The organism is Phenylobacterium sp. T106 (assembly GCF_057219735.1).
The window spans coordinates 114,040-133,618 of the sequence record NZ_JBXVWA010000010.1; the positions used below are offsets into that span (position 1 = coordinate 114,040).

Annotated in this window: 17 protein-coding genes; 7 read left to right on the forward strand and 10 right to left on the reverse strand. The window is 72.6% G+C overall.

The window, feature by feature from the left end; translation table 11 throughout:
* Nucleotides 1-23: 23 nt before the first annotated feature.
* Together AC2D8W_RS19535 and AC2D8W_RS19540 are read right to left on the reverse strand one after the other, a co-directional pair.
* Entirely contained in the window at nt 24-479 is a 456-nt protein-coding gene (locus AC2D8W_RS19535; protein WP_484672927.1) for a hypothetical protein, read from the reverse strand.
* 78 nt (nt 480-557) lie between these two features.
* Nucleotides 558-2,402 carry an alpha/beta fold hydrolase gene (locus tag AC2D8W_RS19540; protein WP_484672928.1) on the reverse strand — a complete coding sequence of 615 codons (1,845 nt, stop codon included), beginning with the start codon at nt 2,400-2,402 and terminating at the stop codon, nt 558-560.
* A 250-nt stretch (nt 2,403-2,652) separates the two neighbouring features.
* On the opposite strand from AC2D8W_RS19540, the gene AC2D8W_RS19545 reads away from it, so the two are divergent.
* Nucleotides 2,653-3,186, forward strand: coding sequence for an RcnB family protein (locus AC2D8W_RS19545; RefSeq protein WP_484672929.1), 534 nt, complete (start codon nt 2,653-2,655; stop codon nt 3,184-3,186).
* Between the two features lie 274 nt (nt 3,187-3,460).
* On the opposite strand, the gene AC2D8W_RS19550 is transcribed toward AC2D8W_RS19545, so the two are convergent.
* Nucleotides 3,461-4,480 (reverse strand): DUF4118 domain-containing protein, encoded by a 1,020-nt coding sequence (locus AC2D8W_RS19550; protein WP_484672930.1) that lies wholly within the window; start codon nt 4,478-4,480, stop codon nt 3,461-3,463.
* Between the two features lie 60 nt (nt 4,481-4,540).
* Here AC2D8W_RS19550 and AC2D8W_RS19555 point away from each other — a divergent pair, with 60 nt between their 5' ends.
* A complete protein-coding gene (locus AC2D8W_RS19555) occupies nt 4,541-4,717 on the forward strand; it encodes a hypothetical protein (RefSeq protein ID WP_293482735.1) in 177 nt (58 codons plus the stop codon).
* 48 nt (nt 4,718-4,765) lie between these two features.
* Nucleotides 4,766-6,397, forward strand: a complete 1,632-nt coding sequence (locus AC2D8W_RS19560; RefSeq protein ID WP_484672931.1) for an amidohydrolase — start codon at nt 4,766-4,768, stop codon at nt 6,395-6,397.
* Here AC2D8W_RS19560 and AC2D8W_RS19565 read toward each other — a convergent pair.
* On the reverse strand, nt 6,382-7,956 hold the full coding sequence (locus AC2D8W_RS19565) for a DUF2235 domain-containing protein (protein WP_484672932.1): 1,575 nt from the start codon (nt 7,954-7,956) through the stop codon (nt 6,382-6,384). The two genes, AC2D8W_RS19560 and AC2D8W_RS19565, sit on opposite strands and share 16 nt — an antisense overlap.
* Nucleotides 7,957-8,092: 136 nt before the next feature.
* On the opposite strand from AC2D8W_RS19565, the gene AC2D8W_RS19570 reads away from it, so the two are divergent.
* From AC2D8W_RS19570 to AC2D8W_RS19585, 4 genes are all read left to right on the forward strand, one after another.
* The gene (locus AC2D8W_RS19570) at nt 8,093-8,569 is read left to right on the forward strand and encodes a pyridoxamine 5'-phosphate oxidase family protein (RefSeq protein ID WP_484672933.1); all 477 of its coding nucleotides are present in this window, start codon (nt 8,093-8,095) and stop codon (nt 8,567-8,569) included.
* Nucleotides 8,570-8,651: 82 nt separating this feature from the next.
* A complete protein-coding gene (locus AC2D8W_RS19575; protein WP_484672934.1) occupies nt 8,652-9,410 on the forward strand; it encodes a Crp/Fnr family transcriptional regulator in 759 nt (252 codons plus the stop codon).
* A gap of 126 nt (nt 9,411-9,536) precedes the next feature.
* Nucleotides 9,537-11,618 (forward strand): M13 family metallopeptidase, encoded by a 2,082-nt coding sequence (locus AC2D8W_RS19580; protein ID WP_484672935.1) that lies wholly within the window; start codon nt 9,537-9,539, stop codon nt 11,616-11,618.
* A gap of 100 nt (nt 11,619-11,718) precedes the next feature.
* Nucleotides 11,719-12,627 carry a TylF/MycF/NovP-related O-methyltransferase gene (locus AC2D8W_RS19585; RefSeq protein WP_293480210.1) on the forward strand — a complete coding sequence of 303 codons (909 nt, stop codon included), beginning with the start codon at nt 11,719-11,721 and terminating at the stop codon, nt 12,625-12,627.
* A 7-nt stretch (nt 12,628-12,634) separates the two neighbouring features.
* On the opposite strand, the gene AC2D8W_RS19590 is transcribed toward AC2D8W_RS19585, so the two are convergent.
* From AC2D8W_RS19590 to AC2D8W_RS19615, 6 genes are all read right to left on the reverse strand, one after another.
* Entirely contained in the window at nt 12,635-14,020 is a 1,386-nt protein-coding gene (locus AC2D8W_RS19590) for an amidohydrolase family protein (protein ID WP_484672936.1), read from the reverse strand.
* Nucleotides 14,017-15,078 carry a CoA transferase gene (locus AC2D8W_RS19595; protein ID WP_484672937.1) on the reverse strand — a complete coding sequence of 354 codons (1,062 nt, stop codon included), beginning with the start codon at nt 15,076-15,078 and terminating at the stop codon, nt 14,017-14,019. Before AC2D8W_RS19595 ends, AC2D8W_RS19590 begins: the two co-directional genes overlap by 4 nt.
* Nucleotides 15,075-16,046 carry an enoyl-CoA hydratase/isomerase family protein gene (locus tag AC2D8W_RS19600; protein WP_484672938.1) on the reverse strand — a complete coding sequence of 324 codons (972 nt, stop codon included), beginning with the start codon at nt 16,044-16,046 and terminating at the stop codon, nt 15,075-15,077. Before AC2D8W_RS19600 ends, AC2D8W_RS19595 begins: the two co-directional genes overlap by 4 nt.
* 48 nt (nt 16,047-16,094) lie before the next feature.
* Complete coding sequence (locus AC2D8W_RS19605; protein WP_484672939.1) at nt 16,095-17,588, reverse strand: class I adenylate-forming enzyme family protein; 1,494 nt, start codon at nt 17,586-17,588, stop codon at nt 16,095-16,097.
* Nucleotides 17,589-17,593: 5 nt separating this feature from the next.
* The gene (locus AC2D8W_RS19610; protein ID WP_293481495.1) at nt 17,594-17,902 is read right to left on the reverse strand and encodes a hypothetical protein; all 309 of its coding nucleotides are present in this window, start codon (nt 17,900-17,902) and stop codon (nt 17,594-17,596) included.
* A 184-nt stretch (nt 17,903-18,086) separates the two neighbouring features.
* Nucleotides 18,087-19,532 (reverse strand): alpha/beta hydrolase domain-containing protein, encoded by a 1,446-nt coding sequence (locus AC2D8W_RS19615; protein WP_484672940.1) that lies wholly within the window; start codon nt 19,530-19,532, stop codon nt 18,087-18,089.
* Nucleotides 19,533-19,579 lie beyond the last annotated feature (47 nt).

Here is a 19,579-nt window from a genome sequence, read left to right on the forward strand (position 1 = left end):
CGCCAAACCGATCCCGGCCGCAGCTAGAAGCCCGTCGGCTCCGCGGGGGCCGCCGCCGCGGCCGGCGCGTCGCAGCCCTTGCCCGAGTAGAGGCCGGCCAGCAGGGCCTTGCGGGTCCCGGCGGTGCTGATGGTCTGGCCCGCCTGAGCCTTCACCTGCTCCGCGCGCTGCCGCGCCATGTTGGTGGCCTGGTTCGCCATCTGGCCCACGCCCGGCATGCGCCCGAGCAGGCCGGTCCGAAGCATGCCCTCCACGGCGACGGCGCCCGCCACGCCGGCGCCCTTGGCCGAGCTTTCCGCCTTGGCGATCTGGGCGTTCGCGTCCGCGATGACCTGGTCCATGCGCCCGGACTCGGTGGCGATCGCGGCGCAGTCCATCTGGGCGTCCGCGGGATAGCTGACCTGCAGCGGCTCCGTCGCGAACGCTGTCGTTGACGCGAGCAGGGCGCACGCCGCGCCCGTGGCAAGAAGTCTGATCATTGACGCCCCCATGTTACCTGACGCCCGGGAGACTAGGGCGGCGGGCGCGGGGCGCCCTCCCCCGATTGGGGGCGCCGTTCAGCCGGTCAGGAGCGCCGCGAGTTCCGCAGCATGGGTGAACTGGGGCAGCATCCCCGCGCCGGCGAGCTGCACCACCTTCAGCTCGTGCAGTCCCAGCCAGCTGGGATCGACCTGGCTCGGGAAGCCGGCGGAGATCGCCACTGTCCAGCCGCGGGCGGGAAGGTCGCGAGGCGCTTCCCAGCCGTTCGCGTAGACCGCGTGCTCCGCCGCGAACCCATGCGCCGAGCGCGCGCAGAGCGCCTGGATGTCGCGGATCAGGAAACGGCGCACAGCGGGGTCCGACAGCGCCTGGGCGTCGCACGCCGCCTCGCCGAGCATGCGCGCGAGAATGCGTTCGAGGAGCTGGGTGGTGGCCTGCCGGCGCAGGAACTCGGCGAAGGCGGCCACCAGGTCCGGATTGCGCAGCAGATGCTTCTGCACCGAGCCGGTGAAGTTGTCGCGGTCGGGGGCGAGCCGCATGGGGGGATGGGGGTTCAGCAGCGCGGCGCGGCCGAGACGCTCCGGGTACGCGGCGGCGAACGCGAGGGCCACCGGTGTCCCCGTGTCGCGTCCGAGGAGATGCGCGGACCTGAGGCGCAGCCGTTCCACCGCGGCGGCCATGTCCGCGGCGCCCGTTTCCACGTAGTCGCCCCGGGCAGGGTCTGTCAGGCCGAACCCCGGGCGCTGCAGGACGAGGGGACGCAGGCCCGCCGCCGCGAGGCGCGATCGCAGGCCCTCCGGCAGGCGGCGACCCGCCGCGGCGCCGTGGAACACGAAGACCGGTTCGCCGTCATAGGGGCCGTAGTCAATCAGCGCGATCCGGCGATCACCGTCCAGCGACGGCAGGATGCGCAGCCGTCCGCCGCCCTCCTCCTCCGCGAAGACCGGCTCGGCCGCCGACGTCAGGGCGACCAGTTCCCGGGCCTCGGCCAGCAGCCGCGCGAGGTCCTTGGCGCTGTGGGCTCCGGTCTTGGCCAGCACGGACTTCATGTGGGTCTTGATCGTCTCGGCGCTCAACCCAAGCGCCTTGGCGGCCTCCGGCGCGGTAGCGCCGCGGGCCACCAGAGCCGCCGCCCGGGCCTCGGCGGGCGTCAGGTTGAGGGCGTGCTGCGCAACCGCTTCGTCATCGGTCGGGTCGCCGCCCGCCTGCTGGCTCTGGGCGGCGCACATCAGGCCGACCAGGCGCGAGATCAGCTCGGGCGTCCGGCGCACGCCCAGCTTGGCGTTGATGCGGCGCAGCGCGTCGCGCGCGGTCTCGCGGCCCACGCCCGCGTCGGCGGCGGCCACGTCCAGGTTCGGCGCGAACAGCAGGGCCTCCGCGAGCCGCGCCTCGAGCGCCGTGAGGTCGAGCGCCTGCGCGGCGCGCCGGGCGAGCTCCGAGGATCGCGAAGGCGCGCTGACCACCACCACCAGGCGCTCGGGACTGGCCCGGAGCGCCGCCGTGGCCTCGGGGTCCAGCGGCCAGCGCGCCGCGGCGGCCGCATCGCCCACCCAGGCGACGAAGGCCGCGCCCGCCGCGCCGTCCACCAGGCTCACAAGGGGAGCCTCGCGTTTCGCCCGCTTCAGCAGAGGTCGCAGGTCGGCCGAGTCCGGGAACAGCGCGAGGTAGGCCGCGTCCGCGTAGAAGACGTCGCCGCGCGGGTTCAGGACCGCGGTGGCCAGCGTACGGCGGTCGGCGATGGCGCCCGCCATGGGGGGCAAGGCTTCGGCCGCGGCGTTCAGCGCTTCGCGGGTGTCGCCCGCGTCGGCCCGCACCGCGTCTTCCACCTCGGCCCAGGAATCGAGCAGCAGCCGCACCGGCGCGCCCGTGGGCGCACGGGCGTCGAGGAGGTCGGACAGGCGGACGACGGACTTGGAGCTCATGTACCGTTCGCAATTACGTCGCCGGGACGGCGGCGGTGGCAAGCGCCGCAGGCCCTCGAACTGCAAGTCCGGCGCCATCGGCGTCTCGCTCCGACCCGAGGATAGGCGCTCGATGAGTCCGGAAGATTGCAGGCGTGAGCGTGCGGGCGCGGCCGCCGGGTTCGATGAACTGATCCGCCTGTCGCGGGTTCAGGACGGGTTCAGTGCGAGGGACATCCACTGACCCCGCTGGGGAAACCCGAGGACCCGAATGAAACACATGCTTTATGCCGCGGTCGCCATCGCGGCCGTCGCCGCCCCCATCGCCGCCTCCGCCCAGCCCGGGCACGAGCGCCGCGAAGATCGCCGCGAACTGCGGGAAGACCGGCGCGAGTATCGCGAGGACCGGCGGGACGCCCGCCGCGACGGCGTGATCACCCGCGACGAGGCGCGGGAGCTGCGCCGCGACCGGGCGGAAATCCGCGAAGGGCGGCGCGAGCTCCGCTACGACCGCCGACAGGCCGAAACCTGGCGCAACCGCGCCGAATGGCGCGAGTACCGAGGCGCACGCAACGGCTACTGGTACGCCCCCGGCTACGGCTACCGGCCCATCGCGCGCGGCTACTCCTGGCGGCGCGGCGCCTACGTGCCCACCAGCTACCGGCGCTTCTACGTGCAGGATCCCTACTACTACGGCCTGCGCGCCCCGCCCCGCGGCTATCGCTGGGTGTACGCGGACGGCAACTTCGTTCTGATGGCGCTCGCCACGGGCCTCATCGCCGAGGTGCTGCTCGACCGCTACTAGGGCGCGTTCCGAACGCACTCAAGCTCGTGATCTGGAGCCTCATTGCCCCGTTCAGACGGTTCCGTCTGAACGGGTGAGGCCCTGGCCGCGGGCTTTAGTTCGATCTCAACGATTCAATAGCTTCCGACTATCCCGGCGAATGCCGGGACCCAGATCCAGGTGCGGGACCGTGATGGGAAGGGCTCCGCACCTCGCAACCCGCATCCGAGCCATTCCATCTGGATCCCGGCCTTCGCCGGGATGACCGGGTCTGGAGTACGGAGTCCGCGGCCGGCTAGTGCAGCGTGGCGGCGGACCCCGCAGCGGCCGCCACGCCCGCGCCGCTCCGCGGCATGGAGACGACAAGCGCCGAGCCCCGCGCGTCGGCCCGCAGCGCGAGCCCCGCGCCCAGCTGCTCGATCATGGCGCGCAGCAGGTAGCCGTTGCTGACGGACACCAGCGTGCCCTCGGCGTTCTCGCCCGCCTCCATGATGGCCACCTCGGCCTGGCGGCCCCGGGCGTCCACCCGCAGCCGCATGCGGCCGCTGACGCCCGCGTCGAACAGCGCGCCCAGGCACTCCGCCAGCGCCACGGCGAGGGAGGTGGTGTCTTCCACGCTCAGCCTCAGGCCGGACGGTTCGATCTCGATCCGGTCCGCCGGCTGCTCGCGCTCCAGGCAGATGGCCCGGGCCAGCGCCGCGGCGAAGGCGTCGAAGTCCACCGCCTGTTCGCCTTGTCCTCCCAGGTCGCGGTGCACCCGGGAGATCAGCAGCGAACGCTCCATGGCCCGGCGCAGGCTTTCGGCCACCTGCGGCTCGGGCTCCCCCTTCGCCTGCAGCGCCAGCACGCCGGCCACCAGCCGCATCTGGTGGCTCATCCGGACATTCAGCTCGCGGAAGAGGGCCGCATGGTTGTCGGCGACCGCCTGGGCGCGGCCCAGTTCGCCCGAAAGCTGGCGAAGCGCGCGGGTCGCGCCCGTGATCACCGTGATCATCACCGCGCAGGTGATCACGAAGAAGAGGAGGCTCGCGATGGAGTCCGGCGTCGATTTCCACGCATAGGCCGGCTCGATGAAGCACCAGAAGCCGATGGCCGAGGACACCACCGTCGCCGCGATCGCGGGCGCGCGCCCGAAGGCGTAGGCCGGCAGGATCACCGCCGGATAGAAGACGGCGAACGAGGGACCGCCGCCCAGCAGGGGCTCCATCGCCGAGCGCAATGCGAACGCCACCGCGACCATGCCCGTGGTCCAGACCCAGGGCATGGCGGACGACAAGGGGTTGGAGCCCGGGGTACGCAGGGGCGGCGGGAACATTCAGAGGCTTTAGCACATGGCGGACTGGCGCGCTTGCGCGAACCATCGGAAAGCTTCGGCATGACCGACCGCGACGTGTACCTGAAGTTGGCCGAGGTGGCCGACGAACTGGCCAGGCTGGCGGAGCAGGCCGAGACCTATGTGGGCAACGCGGCGCTGCAGACCGCGGCGACGACGCTCGCGGGGACGGCCAAGGCGGTCTACGACCACCTCATGAGCGGGGAAGGCTCTCACTGACGCCCGCATCGGGTGGCGTCGGCCCCGAAACCGACTAGCCTCGCGGTCATGAGATCACTCGCCGCCGCTCTCCTCTGCCTCGCCGCGCTGGCCGGTCCGGCCGCCGGCCAGGACCTCGTGATCACCGGCGGCCCGATCTACACGGGCGCGGCGGCGCAGCCGACGGCGCGGAAGGTGATCGTGCAGGACGGCCGCATCGCCTACGTCGGCGACGCGGACGCGCCGTTCCGGCTGAAGCCGGGGACGGAGCGCATCGACCTGCAGGGCGCGGCCCTCTTTCCAGGCTTCACCGACGGCCATGCGCACCTGCGCGGGATCGGCGAGCGCGAGCTTTCGCTGAACCTCGAGGGTTCGAAGTCGGCCGCCGAGGTCGCCGCGCGCCTCAAGGCCTATCTGGAGACCCGCAAGCCTTCCGGTCCGGTGTGGGGACGGGGCTGGATCGAGACCGGCTGGCCCGAGGGCCGCTTCCTCGATCGGCGGGACCTCGACGCCGTCGCACCCGACCAGCCGGTGCTGCTCACGCGCGCGGACGGCCACGCCCTGGTGGCCAACTCGGCCGCCCTGCGCGCGGCGGGGATCGACGGCGCGACCCAGGCGCCGGCGGGCGGCGAGATCCTGAAGGGTCCGGACGGCGCCCCCACCGGCATGCTCGTCGACAACGCCATGGCCCTGGTCGCCAGGCTCCGGACCCCGCCCACCGAGGCCGATCGGCGGGCCGCGTTCGAGGCCGCGTTCCGGGTGGAGGCCGCCTACGGCTGGACCGGCGTGCATTCCATGAGCGTCGCCTGGGCCGACGTGGGCCTGCTCGAGCGCCTCGCGGCCGAGGGCCGCGCGCCGCTCCGCGTCTACAACGCCGTCGACGCCGGCGAAGCCGCCCCGCTCTTCGCCGGCGGCCCGCGCGCCACCCCCGATGGGCGCGTCACCACGCGCGCCGTGAAGCTCTACGAGGACGGCGCGCTGGGCTCACGCGGCGCCGCGCTCTTCGAGCCCTACGCCGACGAACCGGGAACCCGGGGCCTGGTGCGCACGACGCCCGAGCAGATGCGGGCGACCATGGACAAGGCCAAGGCCGCCGGAGTCCAGGTCGCCAGCCACGCCATCGGCGACCGCGGCAACGCCAACGTCCTCGACCTCTATGCGGCGGTGGGCGCCCGGGACCTGCGCTGGCGGATCGAGCACGCCCAGGTCGTCAGGCCGGCCGACATCGCCCGCTTCGCGCAGCTGGGCGTCATCGCGTCGATGCAGCCCAGCCACGCGATCGGGGACCTCCACTTCGCCCCGGCGCGGCTCGGCGACGCGCGCCTCGACGGCGCCTACGCCTGGAAGTCCATGCGCGACGCGCAGGTGCTGGTGGTGGGCGGGTCGGACGCGCCGGTCGAGCGGGGGGATCCCCTGATCGAGTTCTACGCCGCCGTGTCACGCCGGGACCTGGCCGGCTTCTCGGCGCCGGACTGGCGCCCCGGCCAGAAGCTGAGCCGCGCCGAGGCGCTCGCGCTCTTCACCTCGGCGCCGGCCTACGCCCGCTTCGCCGAGCGAGAGCTGGGCACCATCGAGGTCGGCAAGCGCGCCGATCTCTCGGCGTTCTCGGTGGACCTGATGACGGCGCCCGAGGCCGAGATCCCCAAGGGCCGGGCCGTGCTCACGGTCGTGGACGGCCGGGTCGTCTACAGGGCGCACTGACCGCCGCAGAACCAGCCCCTCACGGCGGCCTCGATCGCCGGCCACGCCCGTACGATCCCCCACGTCAGCAGGAGGACCACGGCGATCGCCACCACCCGGACCACCTCGGCCACGGAGCGGTGCAACGGCTTCCTCTGCGCCTCGCCGGTGAGGAACTTCAGCGTCGCCGGGCGGTAGCCGGGTTCCTTCTCGACCCGCTCCAGCGCCATGGCGTTCAGCTCGTCCGCCGTGGTGGGGTTCTTCGGCGCGGGGGGCTTCGACTTCGGAATCGTCCCGACCCGGTCGGCGTAGCCGGTCATGAACCCGATGAAGTCGAACTGCCACGGCTTCAGGAGCTCGCCCCGCTTGCCGATGCGGAACGGCGCCAGCGCGTTGCGGCCGCCCGGGTCCTGAGGGTTCTTCGCCCGGCCCAGTTCGGATCCCGCGCTCCAGTCCAGTTTCAGGCCCGCCCGCAGCGCGCCGACCGCGATCCAGACCAGCGCGCCGCTGGAGATCCCGTGCTCACGGTTGCCGCCGCCCACCGAGCCGTGCGTGCCGGGAAACCACTGCTGCTGGAACGGCCGGTCGCCATAGCGGACGAAGGTGTCCGGCTGCTCGGGATCGTCCACCTGCCGCCCCCGGGCGCGCGCCCAGGCCTGGTTGAGCCTGTGGATGTTGTTCACCGGCGTGATGTCGAAGGACTTGCGGTCCTCGTCGAGCGCGCAGGCGTGTCGGATCGAGTAGAGCAGCGAACTCGCGTCGGTGTCGTAGAATTGGTAGCGCTTGTTCACCCAGCGCGAGACGAACGGGATGGTGGACGGCACGCCCATCGACCCCACGGTGTCCCAGACGCCCAGGTACATCAGGCGGTAGACGCCGAGCGGCGGCGGCTCGGGCGGCAGCCAGGCGAACTCGTCCCCCGGCTTCGGCTTGCGGCGACGCGTCCGCGGTCCGGCGAGCGGCGTCGGTTCGGCAGGACGGAAATCGATCGCCCGCGCCGCCCAGTCCTCCGGGTTCGCCATGTCCTCGACGCCGGTCGCCATGGGCGCGCCGGTCTCGGGATCGCGATAGGTGTGCCGCGCGCGGAAGTCCGTCACCTCGTGCGGCGGCTTCGACTTGTCGCGATAGATCGACATCGCCTCGGGGATCTTGTCGAAGCAGTCGCGCCGCACGATCCCGCACTTGCGGATCAGCCCGCAGAGGCTCCGCGCCGTGTAGGCGCCGCGCGAGAAGCCAAAGACGAAGATTTCGTCGCCCGGCTGGTAGTTCAGGACGAGGAAGCGGTAGGCGCTCTCGATCTTGTCGTCGAGGCCGGCGCCGATGGCCCCGCCCAGGACGGTGACCAGCCGGTCCGCGAGATGGCCGACCCCCGTCGCGACCCCCACGCCCGAGTCGTAGAAGACGACCTGCCGCCGGCCGTCCCAGCCCCGCGGCTCCACGCACTTGGCCAGCCGCGCGACATTGGTCAGGTCCTTCATGCGCAGGTCGTTCCACGTCCCGTCGCAGAAGACCGCCAGGCGCTTGCGGTCGTAGGCGATGTCCGCGCTCGCCCGAGGCTTCGCCGTCTTCGCTCGCGGCAAGACCGTCCCTCCCCCGCTGTCCGTTCACTCTCAGGTTGTCTTGCGGGCTCGTCAACGCCCTGGCTGGCGCCTCCGCGGCCGCGGAACACGAGGGCGGTTCGCCGGTTACGGGTGCGACCCAGCGTGGAGATTCCCCATGACCTTGAGCAACGCCGAGCGCCTGTGGAAGGCGATCGACGACAACCACACCGGCATGCTCGGCCTTCAGGCCGAACGGCAGCATTTTCAGCCCATGACCGCGTTCGTGGAGCGCGACACGTCGACCCTGTGGTTCTTCACGCGCGACGACACCGACCTGGCGCAGACGGTGGGCGCGGGCGCCGAGGCGACCTTCCTGTTCATGGACCGGAAGCTGCAGGCCTGCATCGACGGGCGTCTCAGCCTGGCGCACGACCGCGACCGGATCGACAGGTACTGGAACGCCCACGTGGCGGCCTGGTACCCGGACGGCAAGGACGACCCGTCCCTGACGCTGCTGCGGCTCGACGTGGAGGAGGCCGCCGTCTGGATCACCGAGGGCGGGCTGCTGAAGTACGCGGTCGAGGTCGCCAAGGCGAACGTGACGCGATCGACGCCGGACGTGGGCGAACGGCGGGACCTTCACCTCCGCTGACGCGTCCGTCGCGGACGGAGCGTGGACGCCGGCGCGCGCGGGGACTGAAACCCGACTGCGCGATCGGCGTTTCGAGTTCCCGATGCAGAGGCCAGCACCACCTTCCCGGAACAGTCTGCTCGAGGCGCTTCCTCCGGCCGACCGCGACGCGATCGCACCCTATCTGGTCAACGTCGAGCTCGCCCGGGGCCGGATCCTGTACGATCCGGGCGACCCCATCGACTTCGCCTACTTCCCCCATGACGGCATCATCTCGCTGATGACGCTCATGGAGAGCGGGGCGGCGATCGAGTCGGCGACGATCGGACCGGAAGGCGGCCTCGGCCTGATGGCGGCGGTGGCGCCGCGCCAGTCCCTGTCCCGCGCCATCGTCCAGAGTCCGCTGAATGCGGCGCGCATCGGCGTGGATCGGCTGCGCGAGGTCTGGGAGCGAAGCCCGGTCTTCCGCAGCCTCGTCGACCGGCACAGCGAGGCCCTCTACGGGCACGCCATCCAGTCGGTGGCCTGCAACGCGCTGCACTCGGTGGAGGAGAGGTTCTGCCGCTGGCTGCTCATCTGCCACGACCGCATCGCCTCGGACCGGATGGCGCTGACGCAGGAGTTCCTGGCCGACATGCTCGGCGTCCAGCGGACCACCGTCACCGCCGTGGCGGGCTCGCTCCAAGAGAAGGGCGTCATCCGCTACCGGCGCGGGGTCGTGGACATCGTCGACCGGCGCGCGCTGCTCCAGGCGACGTGCGAGTGCTACGGGGTGATCCGCGGCCACTACGAGCGTCTTCTCGGCGCCGATGCAGCGCCCGCGGCTCACGCGCCCCCGGCGCGCCGCAGCGTCGGCGGATGATCGTCTGACGCCGTACAAGCGGCCGCTCGTCGCGCAGGCATTGCGCGGCACGGATTTTCCCCGTTTTGTGCGCCCCTCGCCGGTTCCTCGCATGGAGCCCGCCGGCCAAGGGATCAAGAACGACCGATGCTATCCGGAACACGCAAATTCCTGCTCGCGGGGGCTGCGGGCCTCGCGCTCTTCACCAGCCACGCCTGGGCCGCCGACGCGCCCGACCCGGCGTCGCTCGCCTCGCCCCGCTACGGGACCTGGGGCTTCGACCTCTCGGGCATGGACCGCTCGGTCAAGCCGGGCGACGACTTCTTCCGCTTCGCCAACGGCGCCTGGGCCGACCGGACCGAGATCCCCGGCGACCGCAGCCGCTACGGCAACTTCCACAAGCTGCGCGAGCTCTCCGAGGCCCGCATCCACGCGATCCTCGAGGACGCCAAGGCCGGCAAGCTGACGGACTCCGACGCCGGGCGGATCGCCGCCGCCTACTCGGCCTTCATGGACGAGGCGCTGGCCGAGAAGCTCGACGCCAGGCCGCTCGCGCCCGAGCTGGCCCAGATCCGCAAGGTGAGATCCAAGGACGAGTTCACGGCCCTCATGGGCCGGGCGACCCCCGGCGCGGGCCGCGGCAACGACGGCGTGGGCTACGCCTCGATCCTGCCGCTCGGCATCGCCTCCGACCTGAAGCAGCCTACCCGCTATGCGGTCTACACCGGCGGCGGCGGGCTCGGCCTGCCCGACCGCGACTACTATCTGCAGCCGAGCTTCGCCGAGAAGAAGGCCAAGTACCTCGCCTACGTCGAGCAGGTGCTGACGATGATCGGCTGGGAGCAGCCCGCCGCGCACGCCCGGGCGGTCGTCGACTTCGAGACGAAGCTCGCCGAGGCCAGCTGGAGCCGCGTCGAGCGCCGCGACCGGGACAGGACCTACCGCGCCAAGACGCCCGACGAGCTGCAGGCGATGACGCCGGGCTTCGACTGGAGCCGCTACCTGGCGGCGGCCGGCCTTGGCGGCGTGCAGCGGGTGGTCGTGACCACCGACACCGCCCTGCCGAAGTTCGCGGCCATCTACGCCGAGACCTCCCTCGACACGCTGAAGGCCTGGCAGGCCTTCCGGCTGGCCGACTCCGCGGCGCCCTATCTTTCCAAGCGGTTCGTGGACGCCAACTACGCCTTCCGCCTGAAGGAGCTCGCGGGCCAGCCCGAGCAGCAGGCGCGGTGGAAGCGCGCGGCCGCCTTCCTGGACGCGACCCTCGGCGAGGCGGTGGGCCGCGTCTACGTCGCCCGATACTTCCCGCCGGAGGCCAAGGCCAAGATGGACGCGCTGGTCGCCGACGTGCGCACCGCGCTCCGGGCCCGCATCGAGAAGCTGGCCTGGATGGGGCCCGACACCCGGACCCAGGCGCTCGACAAGCTGGCGAAGTTCACCGTCAAGATCGGCTACCCGGTCAAGTGGCGGGACTACTCCCGGATCGAGTTCAAGGCCGACGACCTCTACGGGAACGCCCAGAGGGCCGACATCCAGGAGTGGGCGCGGGCGGTGGCCCGCCTGAACGGGCCCGTGGACAAGGCCGAGTGGGGCATGACGCCGCAGACCGTCAACGCCTACTACAGCCCGCCCAACAACGAGATCGTCTTCCCGGCCGCCATCCTCCAGCCGCCGTTCTTCGATCCCGACGCGGACCCCGCCATCAACTACGGCGGGATCGGCGGCGTGATCGGGCACGAGATCAGCCACGGCTTCGACGACCAGGGCCGCAAGTCCGACGGCGACGGCGTGCTGCGCGACTGGTGGACGGCCGACGACGCGGCGAAGTTCAAGGTCCAGGCGGACCGCCTGGGCGCCCAGTATTCGGCGTTCGAGCCGCTCCCCGGCGCCAAGGTGCAGGGCGCGCTCACCATGGGCGAGAACATCGGCGACATGGGCGGACTGTCGCTGGCGCTCGACGCCTACCGGGCCTCGCTGAAGGGCCGTCCCGCGCCCGTGCTGGACGGGCTGACCGGCGAGCAGCGGGTGTTCCTCGGCTGGGCCCAGGTCTGGCGCGAGAAGGCCCGCGACGAGTACATCCGCCAGCAGGTCGTCACCGACCCGCACTCGCCGGCCTACTACCGGGTGAACGGGACGATCCGGAACATCCCCGGCTGGTACGACGCCTGGAACGTCCAGCCTGGCGACAAGCTCTACGTCGCGCCCGCCGAGCGCGTGGACATCTGGTGAGCCGCGTCCGGGTCCGGCGGCCGCCCGCCGCCGGATCCGGCTCCGCTTGTCAGGCGCCGCCTTCCGGGTCATGAACCCGCGCTCGGGTCAGGGACAACGCATGACGGATATTTCGATCGCCGGCCTCGGCGCCGCCAAGCTCGTGGTCATGGCCGACGGGCTGCTCAAGCTGGGCGACATCGAGACGGCCAAGGCGCTCTACCGGGCGGCTTTGCCCAAGGCGAGCCCGCAGCTCCAGCGCCGCATCCACATCCGCCTGGGCGTGGCCCACAAGGTCGACAACCGCCTCGTGCCGACGTTCAAGGCGCTCGACGACCTCGAGGCCATCCCCAACGCCAACGTCTTCATCGGCGACGGCCTGGCCACCTGGCTCAAGGCCCTGCCGTTCTTCGAGGACCAGCGCTTCCTCGACATCGCGCAGCGCCACGCCGACCTGCTCCCGATCCGCAACTGGCACTGGAACCTGCAGACGGCCCTGTGGGCGGTGGCCCAGGCCCGCAAGGTTCCCGGCGACCTCGTCGAGCTGGGGGTGTTCAAGGGCCACACCACGCTGTTCTGCGCCGAGTACCTCGACTTCGCCGCCTGGCCGAAGCGGTGGCGGCTGTACGACACCTTCGAGGGCATTCCGGAAGACCAGCTCGACGCCGGCTGGAGCGACGTCAACCGGCGCCTCTACGGCGACACCTTCACCTTCGAGGAGGTGCGGCAGCGTTTCGCCCACATCCCCAACATCGAGGTCATCAAGGGCCGCGTCCCCGAGATCCTGCACGAGCGCTCGCCGGGCGACGCGATCTCGTTCCTGCACATCGACATGAACAACGCCACCGCCGAGATCGCGGCCCTCGACGTGCTGTTCGACCGGGTCAGCCCGGGCGGCGTGATCCTGTTCGACGACTTCGCCTGGTCCACCGCCGACGCCCAGCGCCGCGCCGAGACCGCATGGTTCGCCGCCCGTGGCGAGCAGGTGCTGCCGCTGCCCACCGGCCAGGGCCTCTACGTCAAGCGATAGGGCCGGCTCAGGCCCGCGCGGCCGCGTGGACGACCACGCCCGCCACCAGCGTCAGCCGGACCCGGTCCTGCGAAGGCTCGCGCAGCGCCTCGTGCAGGGGCGCGTCCAGGAGGCATAGATCCGCCGGCGCGCCGGGGACCACCCTGCGCCGGTGGCGCCCCGGACCGGCAGGGTCGTCGAGGTAGAGCCCGAGCGCCGCGGCCGGCGAAAGCGCCTCGCCCGCGCCCACCTGGCGGCCGCCCGCACTCAGCCGGTCGACGGCCGCCGCGATCCCGACCCAGGGGTCCGGCGTGGCGTAGGGGGCGTCCGAGCTCGCCGCCACGGGCAGGCCGGCCGCCATCAGGCTGGCGCAGCGGTAGAGGTCGGGCAGGTCCTCCGGCGCGACCTGGGCCAGGTAGCGGTCGCCCCGCTCACGGATGAACGCCGGCTGGGTGACCACGGTCAGGCCCAGGGCCTTCAGCTCCGGAACGGCGGCGGGCGGAATGACGCTGCCGTGCTCCACCCGGTCGCCGGGCTCGACGCCGGCGACGGCGAAGGCCGCGAGCGTCAGCGCCAGTTCGGCGGCGGTCACGCAGTGGACGGCCACCCGGCGGCCCTCGGCGCGCGCCCCGGCGATCCGCGCGGTGAAGTCGTCGAGGTCGATCAACGCGTGGTCGTCGAGCAGGATCTTGCGCGGCCCCACCCGGAACGCGCCGTCGGCCGGCGCCGCAAGCGGACCGCCGCTCATCAGCGTCAGCCGCTGCGGCAGCGCGCCGTCGCGATGCGCGTCCGCCAGCCGGCGGGCGGCGTCGGCGTCGGTCGTGACGCTCGCGTCCGTCACGGCGGTCACCCCGCAGGCGGCGAGCCGCGCCCCCACCGGCGCCAGCGCCGGCGGCTCGGCGCCGATCCGGTCCCGCAGCCAGGCGTCGGCCCGCCAGACGCGGCCCGCCTCGCGGTCCACGCCGGGCGGCGCGTCGCCGTCGCACAGGCTTTCGAGGGCCAGGCTGTTCAGCATCCACAGCGAACCCGTCTGGTGCTGGATCCGCAGCCGGTGGCGGGGCGCGAGCCGGTCCAGGTCGGCGCGGGTCAGGTCGCCGGCCTGGCTCTCATGGTAGCCCAGCACGCGCAGCCAGGCGCCGTCGGGCCGCGCCGCCGCCGCTTCCGCGATCCTCGCCGCCAGCGCCTGCGGGGTCGCGACGCCCTCCAGCGTCACCGACTCCGCCTGCGCGGCGAGGCCGAAGAGGTGGATGTGGTGGTCACAGAGTCCGGGGATCAGGGCTCCGCCCTGGCCGTCGATCTCCGGGCCGGCGCGCGGAAGCCGCGGCCCCACCGCCGCGATCCGGCCGTCCGCCAGCGCCACGTCCAGTCCGGCCTGCCCCTCGACCTCGACATTCCGGACCGTGAGGGCGCTCAAGGCAGCCGCCGCTGGCCGCAGATGATCGCCGCCCGCCTCGCGATCGACGCCATGCCGGCGTCGATCACGCCCGCGCGCTCATGCGCCAAGGCGCGGAGCGCGCTCGCTGCGGCGGCCACGCCCGTCACCGGGTCCGCCAGCGCGTCGCCCCGGAACCGCGGCTCTCCCGCCGCCGTCCAGGCGACCAGGCCCCCGGCGGCGGCCGTGTCGTCGCCGAACCCGACGCGGTTGGTCCAGGGGTCATCGCTCCACACGGCGCCCGAGAGGCCGTAGCCAGTGATGGCGACCCAGGTCAGCCGCCGCGCGGCCAGCAGCGCCTCGGGATCGAGACCGATCGAGCGCAGGCCGCGGGGCCGGGCGCTGGTGATCACCGCGTCGGCGTCCAGGATCAGGTCGCGCAGCTTCGCCTGGTCCGCCGCGTCCGTCAGGTCCAGCGCCCGCTCCGCCTTGCCGCCGTTCAGGCGGGCATGCAGCCCGGGCGTCGAGGTCCGCGTGGGGTCGGGCCGCCGCACGCTCTCCACCTTCGTCACCTCGCAGCCGGCGGCGGCCAGGATCGCCCCGCACAGGGGACCGGCCCACAGCGCCGAGAGGTCGACCACCTTCGGGGTCCTGCGGGGCGCGCCGTAGGCCCAGGCGCGGCTGACGATGTGCAGGGGTTCGGGATCGCTCGCCACGATCTCGGCGACCCCGCAGGCCGGAAGGCCCAGCAGCATCGCCTGCTCCATGAGCGACCGCCGGGATTGGCGCGGCGCCTCGGCGGCGACCAGGTCCCACGGGTCGTCCGAGGGGGCGCCCCCGAAGTCGCAGCCCAGCCACGCGGGCACGAGGTCGCGGTCCTCCTCGCGCGCGAGGTTCAGCGCCATCCAGCCGTCCGCGACCCGGAACATGCGGCACGCGCCATTGGGCGAAACGAGCTCGCCCGCAGGCCCCAGCGGAAGTTCGCCGTCGCGGTCGGTCACCCCGAGGGCTGCGACGTCTACCTCGCGCCCCAGCGCCGCGCTGGCCTCCGCCACGCCCTGCGCGTGGCGCCGCAGGGCCTTGCCGATCGGGCCCTTCACACCGCCACCTCGTCCACCAGGCCCCACGCCAGCGCGGTCGCGAGATCGATTTCGGCGCCCGAGATCGCCATCCAGCAGGCCCGCCGCCGGCCGATCCGCCGCGGGATCGTGGCTGTGCCGCCTGCGCCGGGGATCAGCCCCATCGACACTTCCGGCAGCCGGAAGTGCGTCCCCGGGTCGGCGCTCACCCGGCCGGCCGCGGCAGGCACCTCGATGCCGGCGCCCACGCACGCGCCGTGCAGGCGGACCGTCAGGCGCTCGCCCAGATCCTGCGCCAGCCGGGCCGGCGAGCGCAGCGTGCGGATCAGGTGCGCCTGGCCCGGATCGGGCGCCTGGCCGAACTCGTCGAGGTCCCCGCCCGCGCTGAAGCACGGACCTTCGCCGCTGAGCACGACCGGCGGCGCGTCCGGGTGCGCCAGCGCGAAGGCCAGGGCCTCGGCCAGTTCGTCCCGCATCCGGGCGTCGAAGGCGTTGCGCCGGTCGGGTCGGGTAAGGCGCACGGCGATCGCGTCCCCGGCGTCGACGGCGACGCGGGGCGCGGGGGACTCCGGGCGCCGCTGGGGCGGATGGGCCGCCCGCCAGCCGCGGAACCCTTCCGACGCCAGCAGCATGGAATACGCCAGCGACTCCAGCGCCAGGGCGCTCGGGAACGGGACGTCCAGCGTCATCCGCAGCACCTGCGCGCAGACGGCGGCGGCCGCCGGTTGCGCCGCCACCGCGGCCCGCAGGGCCTCGATCTCCGCGTCCAGCCGATCGGGCCCGATCCCGACCCATGGGCCCGGCGCGGCCGGCTCGTGGCTCAGGAGGATGTCGAAAGGCTCCAGGGCGCCGCCGGGCAGCGGGCCACCGCGCCAGACGCCGACCTGCACGACCCCCGGCGTCGCCGCCAGCGGCGGCGGATCGCGTCCGAGCTCGGTCACGGCGACGCCCGCCCCGCCCAGCTCGATGAGGTCGGCGAGGAGGCTCATGCGGCGGCAGACTGGATTGCAGGCACGATCGGCCTCCGCGCGACTCCGCTACGCGGGCCGGCTCATCTCGGCCTTGAGCTGGCGCCGCAGCAGCTTGCCCGTGTCGTTGTACGGCAAGGCGTCGCGGAATTCCCAGACTTCCGGCGTCTTCGACGACCGCAGCCGGGCCTTGGCGAACGCGGCCAGGTCCTGCGCCGAGGGCTGCGTCTCGCGCGGGACGATCACCGCGGCGACCTTCTCGCCCCACTCGTTGTCCGGCAGGCCCAGCACCGCCACGTCCGCCACGTCGGGATGCTCGCGCAGCACGTCCTCGATCTCGCCGGGGCTCATGTTCTCGCCGCCGCGCACGATCACGTCGTCCAGCCGGCCCTCGACGAACAGGTAGCCTTCCTCGTCCAGGAAGCCGCCGTCGTTGGTGGCGAACCAGCCGTCGTCGCGGATCACCTTCTTCGAGGTGTACTCGCCCGAGACCTGCTCGCCGCGGACGTAGATCTCGCCCGACTCGTTCGGCCCCAGCACCTCGCCGTCCGGGCCTCGGATCTGAAGCTCCAGCGTGGGCAGCGGGCGCCCCACCGAGCCCAGCCGCTTCTTCACCGCCTCGTCGTCCGAATAGAGCGCCATGCGGTGGTCGTCGGGGCCCAGGATCGAGATGGTCGAGGACGTCTCGGTCAGCCCGTACGCATTGGCGAAGTCCACGTGCGGCAGCAGGGCCAGGGCGCGCTCGATCACCGGCAGCGGCATCCGCCCGCCGCCGTAGCTGATCGCCTTCATCGACGGCAGGCTTTCGCCCCGCGCCTCCAGGACGTCGAGGATGCGGCCCAGCATGGTGGGCACCACCATGGCGTGGGTGATGTCCTCGGCCGCCGCCACGTCGACCCACTGCTCGGGCGTGAACGCCTCGAGGTGGACGATCCGCCGCCCGGAATAGCAGCCGGTCAGCACCGCCGAGATCCCGGCGATGTGGTAGGGCGGCACGCTCACCAGCGCCGCCTCGTCCGGCTCCGAGCCCAGGAACTCGACCGTCGAGATCACATAGCTGGTCAGGTTGGCGTGGCGCAGGATCGCGGCCTTGGGCTCGCCCGTGGTGCCGCTGGTGAACAGCAGGACGGCGATGTCGTGGTCCACGTCCAGGAACTCGGCGTCGGAGTCGCCGTGCATGCGGCAGGCGGCCTCGAAGGCGCTGCGGGCCACCAGGTTCACGCCCTCGGCGGGCGCGAGGCGGTGGGCCATGTCGTCGTCGACGATGGCCACCGACGGCGCGGTTCGCGCCAGCAGCTTGGACAGATCGGCGTCGGGCAGGCGGTAGTTCAGCGGCGCGAACGGCTTCGCCAGCATGCCCGCGGCGAACAGCGCCACCGGCAGGGCCGGGCCGTTCAGGCCCACGAACGCCACGTTCGTTCCGCCCATCTGTTCGAGGAAGGCCGCGCCGTGGTGCGCGCGCCGGCGCACCTCGGCGAAGGTCAGGCCTTCGGCCTTGCGACCCAGCGCCAGCCGGTCGGCGGCCGCATCGGCCGCCATGTCGAGCAGGAGCGCGGTGTGCATGCGGTTCAGTCCGACGCCGGCAGCTTCTTGGCTTCCTTGGCGCCGATCGGCCGGCCGCCGATGGTGAGCGTGCCCTGGCCGGTCTTGGTGCAGAGCACCTCCATGCCGGTCTCTTCGTCGGCGTAGCGCTTGCCCGCCTGGCTGCCCTCGGCGAAATCCTCGTGTAGCGTCTTGCCCTCGGGCTTGGCCTCGGCGTGCGGGATCACCGGATAGCCGCCGCATTCCAGGGTGGCCTCGGCCTTCGGCGGCCGCACCACCACCACCTCGGTGTCGCAGACCGCGCTCTTCCAGCGCGAGCCGGGCTTAAGCTCCATCGTTCACTCCCACGTACCGGTTTTTCCAGTCTCTCTAGAGCGCGTTCCGAAAAGTGGGAACCGGTTTTCGGATCGAAACGCGCTCAAGGTCTTGATTTAGAGCCTCATTCTCCCGTTCAGACGGCTCCGTCTGAACGGGTGAGGCTCTCGCCGCCGCCCGCGGCTGCGTCCACGCGGCCGGCGCTCAGGGGTACATCGCCGCGGCGAGCGCCCGGGCCTCGGCCTGGTCGGCCTTCAGGATGAAGCCGGCCTTCACCGCCTTCGCCAGCGCCGCGTCGAACGCCTTCAGGTAGGCCTCGCGACCGCCCGGGTAGAGCCGCGCCAGGGTGGCGGCGTCGAACGGCTCGGTCGATCCGACCAGCCCGGCGAACGGGCCGCCCGAATTGCCGAAGCCGGAAAGCTTGGCGGTGGGGACGTCCTGCCATGGCGTCCGGATCCCGCCGGTGGCGTTGCCGTTGGCGTCCAGCACCAGCTTGGGCGGCGCCGCCCCCTCGCCCGGCGTGACCGCCAGCCGCGGGGCCGTCGGCGGCGCCTTGCCGGTGCGCACCCAGGCCTCCAGGCCGGCCATCGCCGCCTGGGCCACGTAGTGGTGCTGCGGCGCGCCGTTGATGGGCTTGGCCAGCTTGCCCACGATGGTGACCGCCGACGGCTTCCACAGCGGGACCAGTTTCTCGATCGGCGCCAGGCCCGAGTCGTTGGCCGCCACCTGGAACATGTAGACGTCGGCGTGCGCCGCGCCGGGGATCTGCCAGACGCGGAGCCTGGCGTTGTCGGGCTGCTCGGCCATCCACCAGCCGCCGGGGCTGACCACGTCGGTCTCGGCCAGAAGCGTCATCACCGGCACGCGCAGGTCGGGACGGAAGCGAACGCCGGCCTGCGCCTGCTGCGGCATGGTCCGCGAGGCGTCGACGCCCGGCGCGCCGCCGAAACGCGAGTGCACGAAGTAGCCGTCGTAGACCTTCGCCATCGGGTCGATGGCGTTGATGTAGGTGGTCATGAAGATCGCCGACTGGGACTCGCCAAGCGCCAGCAGGCGTTTCGGCTTCAGACCGCCCAGCACATCGGCCTCGCGCACCGCGCGGCCCGCCTGGGTGAAGATGTCGAAGGCGTAGGCGTCGCCGGGGTGGCTGAGCTCGCCATAGCGCGTGGGATTGGCCCGCTTCAGCGCGCCGCCCAGGCCGCCGCCCATGCTGGGCCCGCCCTCGACGCCCACCTTCTGCACCGAGACGCCGACCCAGACGTAGCCCGAGCGCAGCATCTCGCGGTGCGTGAACGACCAGACCGGCCCCACGTCCAGGCCGCCGGTGACGTTCAGCCACTCGACCGCCACCGTGCCGTTGAAGCGCTTGGGATCGATGGGCCGCACCACCACGATCCGGGTGGCGTAGGGGGCGGTCGACGCGGGCTCGGCCTGCCAGCGCCCGTCGGGGCCCGCCTCGCCCACCTTGCGGTAGGACTGGGCCGTACCCTTCAGGAAGTACTCCTCGACCGTGTAGCCGACGGTCTTCAGGTCGTACGACGCCAGCGCCAGCACCGGCTGTCCGGGCGTGGCCTTGACCTCGGGGGTCGCGGCCAGCGCGGCCGTGGCCAGACCCAGCATCAACATCACGCCAGCGATCCAGGTCCGCATCCCACGTCTCCCCGACTTTCTTCACGTCGTCCCGCGCCTCCGGCCGA